Source organism: Ramlibacter sp., assembly GCF_035706265.1.
Lineage (GTDB): Bacteria > Pseudomonadota > Gammaproteobacteria > Burkholderiales > Burkholderiaceae_C > Ramlibacter.
On sequence record NZ_DASSVG010000411.1, the window covers coordinates 1 to 7,085 of the forward strand.

General features: G+C 69.8%; 4 protein-coding genes and 1 pseudogene. 3 read left to right on the forward strand and 2 right to left on the reverse strand.

Going from position 1 to position 7,085, the window contains the following annotated elements; translation table 11 throughout:
• Positions 1-595: 595 nt before the first annotated feature.
• Positions 596-1,843, reverse strand: coding sequence for an SUMF1/EgtB/PvdO family nonheme iron enzyme (locus VFM98_RS14655; protein ID WP_325110649.1), 1,248 nt, complete (start codon positions 1,841-1,843; stop codon positions 596-598).
• 182 nt (positions 1,844-2,025) lie between these two features.
• On the opposite strand from VFM98_RS14655, the gene VFM98_RS14660 reads away from it, so the two are divergent.
• From VFM98_RS14660 to VFM98_RS14670, 3 genes are all read left to right on the forward strand, one after another.
• Entirely contained in the window at positions 2,026-2,622 is a 597-nt protein-coding gene (locus VFM98_RS14660) for a TRAP transporter small permease subunit (RefSeq protein WP_325110650.1), read from the forward strand.
• Between the two features lie 31 nt (positions 2,623-2,653).
• A complete protein-coding gene (locus VFM98_RS14665) occupies positions 2,654-4,435 on the forward strand; it encodes a TRAP transporter large permease subunit (protein WP_325110652.1) in 1,782 nt (593 codons plus the stop codon).
• Positions 4,436-4,552: 117 nt separating this feature from the next.
• Complete coding sequence (locus VFM98_RS14670) at positions 4,553-6,508, forward strand: APC family permease (protein WP_325110651.1); 1,956 nt, start codon at positions 4,553-4,555, stop codon at positions 6,506-6,508.
• A 14-nt stretch (positions 6,509-6,522) separates the two neighbouring features.
• On the opposite strand, the pseudogene VFM98_RS14675 reads toward VFM98_RS14670, so the two are convergent.
• Positions 6,523-7,085 (reverse strand): annotated as a pseudogene (locus VFM98_RS14675) (mandelate racemase); the annotation flags it as partial.

The following is a 7,085-nucleotide window of genomic DNA, read 5'->3' on the forward strand; positions in this document are numbered from 1 at the left end:
GGTACGCGCCCTGGCGCAGCGGCGAAGTGTTGAGCCTGAAGGCGCAGCTGCCCTGGTGGGATCTGCCGCCCAAGAAACAGCGTCGGGCCCGCGCGGGTGCGCCGGTGCCCGGAGAAACTTCCGGATCCGAATAGCTCCGGCTGATCCAGGCTGGGCCGCTGGGATAGCGGAGTGGCCTCTGGTCCGGCCCGGAGGGGGTTTGTCCGTCTCCTCCATGTCCCCCGGCGCGGATGAGAACCGTTGCCCGTGTTGGCGCCGCGCCCGCGCCTCCTCCTTTACTTCCGGAGCCGGACAAACCCCCTCCGGGCCTGCAGCGCGCGATGAACACGCCCCGCAACCCGGGCCCATCGCACGCACGGCGCAGCGCTGCGTCACGGTTGGTGAAGGACCGATCGCCCGTCCCTCCCACACTGCAGGCGCAGGACGGGTTTGTCCGCCTCCGGAAGTAAAGGGGGAGGCACGGCCTTCAGGCCGTGCCGGAGGACATGGAGTGAGGCGGACAAATCCGTCCTGTGCCGGACCGAAGGCAACGAACGCAGCGCGGCATACATGGCGCGATTCACCGTGTCGCGCCCATGGACGGAGGAAATGCAGCTCAAACCGCGCAGGTCCTGAACCCCACGAAACCGTCGTCCCGGCCCGGCAGCGCCCACCAGCGGCCGCGCGGATGCTTCATGCGCGAACGCGCCGCGAACGACGCCCCGCGCTGCACGCGCGCGATGCCGAAGTGCGGCTGCGCCTCCAGTTCCGCCGTGGCCGACCACGGGGCGGCGTGGAAACCGGGCCAGGGCCGCAGCGTGCCCGCCGTCCACTCGCGCACCTCGCCCCAGCGGAAACCGCGCCGCGCCGCCTGCAGTGCGGCGATCTCCCATTCGGCTTCGGTCGGCAGCCGGCGCCCGGCCCAGCGCGCGAAGGCGTCGGCCTCCCACCAGCTCGCATGCAGCGCGCACTGGCTCGCGCCCATGCGCGTGGGCTTGCCGAACAGCGTCTGCAACACGGCGCCGCTCGCCACCCCGATCTGCTCCACGTGGCCCGGCCCGCGCCGGCCCTCGGCCTGCGCCTCGCGCTGCAGCCAGGCCCAACCCTGCGGATGCCACAGCTCCTCGCGGTCGTAGCCGCCGTCGTCGATGAACTCCACGTACTGCGCCCACGTCACCGGCTGGGCGTCGATCTCGAATTCGGGCACGTTCACCACCTCGTGGCCCTGCTCCACGTCGAGCGCGAAACCCGCATCGGACCAGCCGAGCGTGCAGCGCGTGGCCGGCAGCGCGAGCGGCGGCCGCGTCGCCGCACCGTCCGGCAGCACGAGCCCGAGCGGCACGCCCGCCGCCTGCGCCAGCATGGCCAGCTCCTCTCCGCGCAGGTCTTCGTGGAACAGCGCCATGCGGAAGAAATAGAGCGCGTCGTCCTGGTCCGGCGTGTGCTCCAGCAGCTCCAGCGTGGTCTCCAGCGTGTCGAGCAGGTAGGCCCTCAGCGCCTCGGGCTCGGGCAGCTCGAGCGACCAGCGCTGCGCACGCGGCGTGAGCGACGGGTCGAACCAGCCGTCGGCCTGCGGCTCCACGCTGGCGAGCCGGACGCCGTCCGTCGGGCAGCGCGGGCCCAGCGCGCGCTGCGGATTGCGCCCGATCCAGTATTCGGCCAGCCAGCCGACGTGCCCCGCCAGCCAAAGCGGCGGCACGCCATGCGGCAACACCGGCGTGCGCATGCCCGGGCCGAGCGCCTGCTCGAAGCGCGCCAGCAACTGCAGCGTGTGGTTGCGCGCATCCATCAGGGCGAGCGACAGCCGGTCGCGGCCGGCACGCCGCATCTCGGGCGTGTCGATCAGGGCAAGGGCGCTTTCCATGGCGGTATGCGGTCGCGATCGCCGGCCCTCCACCCCGTGCAAACACGGATGCCTGTATCCGTTTGCGTCACGAAGCTGTCAGGTTGGCAGGGTCCGGCTTCCTAGAATTTCCTACTTACTCTCTCACTCTACCCGACAATCCGGGGTTCTCTCGACCTGCGGAAACAAAAGACGGAGACAGCATGCGCGGACTCTTGAAACTTTCGGGCGCCATCGACTGGTTGAACGCCCAGGTGGGCAAATGGGTGATCTGGTTGATCCTCGGCTCCACCCTCATCAGCGCGGTGAACGCGATGGTGCGCAAGGCGTTCAACGTCAGCTCCAACGCCTACCTCGAAGTGCAGTGGTACCTGTTCGCGGGCGCCTTCCTGCTGGCCGCGGGCTACACGCTGCTGCACGGCGAGCACGTGAAGATCGACGTGGTCTCCAGCCACTTCTCCAAGCGCAAGCAGATCTGGATCGACATCATCGGCTTCGCGTTCTTCCTCACGCCGATGTGCCTGATCGTCCTGTGGTTCGGCATTCCCTTCTTCCTCCAGGGCTACCACTCGGGCGAGGTCTCCTCGAATGCCGGCGGCCTGATCCGCTGGCCGGTGTACCTGCTGATGCCGATCGGCTTCGCCCTGCTGCTGCTGCAGGGAATCTCCGAGTTGATCAAGCGCGTGGCCTTCCTGCGCGGGCTGATCCCCGATCCCACGGAGAAGAAGGTCGCCAAGACGGCCGAAGAGGAACTGGCGGAGGAACTGCGCCGCCAGGCCGAAGCCGAGGGCCGCGTGTAAGCGGGCCCACCAGAGGAGCACAAGCAAAATGATGCAGTTCATTGCACAGAACCTGGCCCCGATCATGTTCGTGGGCCTGATCGTCTTCCTGCTGTTCGGGTTCCCGGTGGCCTTCAGCCTCGGTGCCTGCGGCCTGTTCTTCGGCCTGGTCGGCATCGAGCTGGGCGTGCTGCCCGAGTCGCTGCTGCAGGCGCTGCCGCTGCGCATCTTCGGCATCATGCAGAACGACACGCTGCTGGCGATCCCGTTCTTCACGCTCATGGGCCTGATCCTGGAGCGCAGCGGCATGGCCGAAGACCTGCTGGACACCATCGGCCAGCTGTTCGGCCCGGTGCGCGGCGGCCTGGCGCTGGCCGTGATCTTCGTCGGCGCGCTGCTGGCCGCCACCACCGGCGTGGTGGCCGCCTCGGTGATCTCCATGGGCCTGATCTCGCTGCCCATCATGCTGCGCTACGGCTACGACCGGCGGCTCGCCACCGGCGTGATCGCCGCCTCCGGCACGCTGGCGCAGATCATCCCGCCCTCGCTGGTGCTGATCGTGCTGGCCGACCAGCTCGGTCGCAGCGTGGGCGACATGTACAAGGGTGCCTTCATCCCCGGCTTCCTGCTCACCGGCATCTATGCCTCCTACGTGATCGGCATCGCGATCTTCAAGAAGCAGTGGGCGCCGGCGCTGCCGCTGGAAGCGCGCTCGATCCGCGAGGACAACGGCGGCAGCGGCCTGCCCTCGCTGCTGGCGCTGACGGTGATCTCCGCCGGGCTCGCCATCTTCCTGGGCGAGCACTGGGCCGACGTCGTGGCCTGGTGGACCGACGGCCGCGTGACCACCGCCCCGACCGACGAGACCATCGTGGTGTCGCTGTGCGCCGGCGTGATGCTGGCCTTCATCGTCGCGGTGGTGAACAAGGTGCTGCGCATCGGCCTGCTGTCGAAGATGGCCGAGCGCGTGACCTTCGTGCTGATCCCGCCGCTGCTGCTGATCTTCCTGGTGCTGGGCACCATCTTCCTGGGCATCGCCACGCCCACCGAAGGCGGCGCCATGGGCGCGCTGGGCGCGGGCATCATGGCCATGGCGCGCGGGCGGCTGTCGTTCTCGCTGCTGAAGCAGGCCCTCAACACCACGACCAAGCTGGCCTCCTTCGTCGTGTTCATCCTGATCGGCTCGACCTTCTTCTCCCTGGTGTTCCAGGGGGTGGACGGCCCGCGCTGGGTGGAGCACCTGCTGACCAGCCTGCCCGGCGGCCAGCTCGGCTTCCTGATCGTGGTGAACATCCTGGTGTTCTTCCTCGCCTTCTTCCTCGACTTCTTCGAGCTGTCCTTCATCGTGGTGCCGCTGATCGGGCCGGTGGCGGAGAAGCTGGGCATCGACCTGGTCTGGTTCGGCGTGCTGCTGGCCGTGAACATGCAGACCTCGTTCATGCACCCGCCCTTCGGCTTCGCGCTGTTCTACCTGCGCAGCGTGGCGCCCACCAAGGAATACACCGACAAGATCACCCGCAAGCCGATCGCGCCGGTCACCACGATGCAGATCTACTGGGGTGCCGTGCCCTTCGTGCTGATCCAGGTGCTGATGGTGGGCCTGATCATCGCCTTCCCCGGCATCGTCTCGCACGACAAGGCGGAGAAGATCGATCTCGACAAGGTGAAGATCGAGATGCCGACCGACGTGCCCGGCTTCGATCCCTTCGCCCCGCCGCCGGATGCGGGCGCCTCGGCGCCGGCCGCCACGGCCGATCCGCTGGCGCCGCCCCCCCTCACCACCTCGGAGGAGCAGGACAAGGCGATGGAGGAGCTGTTCGGCGGCAAGAAGTAGCCGCCGCCGGCTGCGACAGGGGGCCCTCCGGGGCCCTCTTCCATTTGGGCGCAGCCTTCCTCATCGTCTCGCCCCTTCCTACACGGGCGCGCCCGCCGCCGTGCCACATTGGCGCGGATGATCCGCATCGGCCAGATCCTCCTCGGCCGCAGGCTGGCGAACCGGGAGCAGGCCGAACGCAAGATCGGCCCGCTGGAAGCCGTGCCCGCGATGGGCCTGGACGGCCTGGGCTCCTCCGCCTACGGGCCGGAAGCCGCGCTGGCGGTGCTCGCCGCCGTCGGCGCGGCCGGCACCGATTCCATCGGCTGGGTGATGGCGCCGATCCTGGCGCTGCTCGCCGTGCTGTTCGTCTCCTACTGGCAGACGATCGCGGCCTACCCCAGCAACGGCGGCGCCTATGCGGTGGCACGCGAGAACCTGGGCACCGATGCCGGCCTGCTGGCCGCGGCGGCGCTGATGATCGACTACGTGCTCAACGTCGCCGTGGGCATCTCGGCGGGCGTGGCGGCGCTGGTGTCGGCGCTGCCCGCGCTGCATCCCTACACCCTGCCGCTGTGCCTCGGCATCCTCGGCTTCGTCACGCTCATGAACCTGCGCGGCACGCTCGATGCCGGCCGCGTGGTGGCCGTGCCGACCTACCTGTTCCTCGCCGCCTTCGGGCTGATCCTTGCCATCGGCGCCTGGCGCACGCTGGCCTCCGGCGGCCAGCCCGAGCCGCTGGTGGCGCCGCCCGCGCAGCCGCAGGTCGCCCAGGCCGTCACACTGTGGCTGCTGCTGCGCGCCTTCGCCAGCGGCTGCACCGCGATGACCGGGGTCGAGGCGGTCAGCAACGGCATGGGAGCGTTCCGTGACCCCGTGGTGCGCAACGGCCATCGCACGCTGGCCGCCATCGTCGCCATCCTGGGCGTGCTGCTGGCCGTGATTTCGTGGCTGGTGCATGCCTACGGCATCGGCGCCATGGACCAGGCGCGCGACGGCTACCGCAGCGTGCTGTCGCAACTGGCCAGCGCCGTCGTGGGACGAGGCGTCCTCTACTACGTGGCGATCGGCGCGCTGCTGGCGGTGCTTGCGCTGTCGGCCAACACCAGCTTCGTGGGCTTCCCGCGCCTGTGCCGGATGGTGGCGGCCGACGGCTTCCTGCCCAAGCCCTTCGCGGTGGCGGGGCGCCGGCTGGTGTTCTCGGTCGGCATCGGCTATCTCGCGGTGACGGCCGGCCTGCTGCTGGTGGTGTTCGGCGGCATCACGGAGCACCTGATCCCGCTGTTCGCCATCGGCGCCTTCCTGACCTTCACGATCTCGCAGGCGGGCATGGTGATGCACTGGCTGCGCAGGCGGCGCGAGGGCGAGCGCGTGGGGCTCAAGCTGGCGATCAACGGCCTCGGCGCCTGCGCAACCGGGGTGGCGCTCGCGGTGATCACGGTCGCCAAGTTCGCCGACGGCGCCTGGATCACCCTGCTGGTGATTCCCGCGGTGATCGTGCTGCTGAAGGCGATCCGGCGCTACTACGTGCGGCTGGACCTGAAGGTGCACGATCCGACGCCGCTGGCGCTCAAGCCGGCCCAGCCGCCGCTGGTGCTGGTCGCGATCGAGGAATGGAACCAGCTCGCCGACCATGCGATCACGCTGGCGCTCACGCTGTCGCCGCACGTGCTGGGCGTGCACCTGGCCGACCTCGCCGGGCCGGACGAGGGCTACGACCGCAAGCTGCAGGAGCGCTGGGAGCGCAACGTGGCGGCGCCGGCGCGCGCCGCGGGCTTCCCGGCGCCGCGGCTGGTGGTGCTGCAGGCGCAGTACCGCGCCATCCACGCCCCGGTGCTGCAGCTGGTGCGCGAGCTGGAACTGCAGCATCCGGACCGGTCGGTGGCCGTGCTGGTGCCGGAGCTGGTGAAGGAGCGCTGGTACCAGAAGCTGCTGCACACGCATCGCGCGCAGCGGCTGCGGCACGCGCTGTTGAAGCATGGCGGCACCCGGCTCACGGTCGTGAGCGTGCCGTGGTACCTGGAGGCGATGCCGCTGGCGGATGCGCCGAAGGAGGCGGTGGAGAAAGAGGGAGCGGGAGCGGCGGTGGTGTGAGGGGCGGAAGGCGCTCAGAGCGCCTGCATCGCCCCGAACTCGGGCATCGCTCCGCTGGCGAAGCCGACGCAGTCCAGCGAGCCGATCGCGATCTCGCCGCCGCGGATGCGCAGGCGCACCGCGCCGTGGCTGTCCTCGTACAGGTCGGGATGCGCGCGCAGGAAGGCGCCCTGCTCCGCGCGCGGCAGCGCCTTCATGCCGTCCACGTAGTGATGGCCGTTGCGCTCCACGTGCTTGATGCCCAGCAGGTTCACCAGCGCCAGGTCCTGCTGCACGGCGAGGCCCGCCTGCGTGGTCAGGTCCTCCGCGGACATGAAGTAGCGCGGGCCGCCCTCCTCGCGGTTCCAGATCGCGCAGCGGGCCGCGTTGAGCACCGACTTGTAGAAGCCCTTGCAGGTCTTGGAGGACACGCCGGCATAGCCGCGCGCGCGCGCCTGCACGAAGCTGTCGGTCTCGCCGTCGGATTCGTCGATGATGACGGGCTTGCCGAAGCCCGCGGCGCCCAGGTCCACCTGCAGCGCCAGCTTGCGCGCGATCGGCTGCTCGATGAACAGGATGGATTGCCACAGCCGCTGCA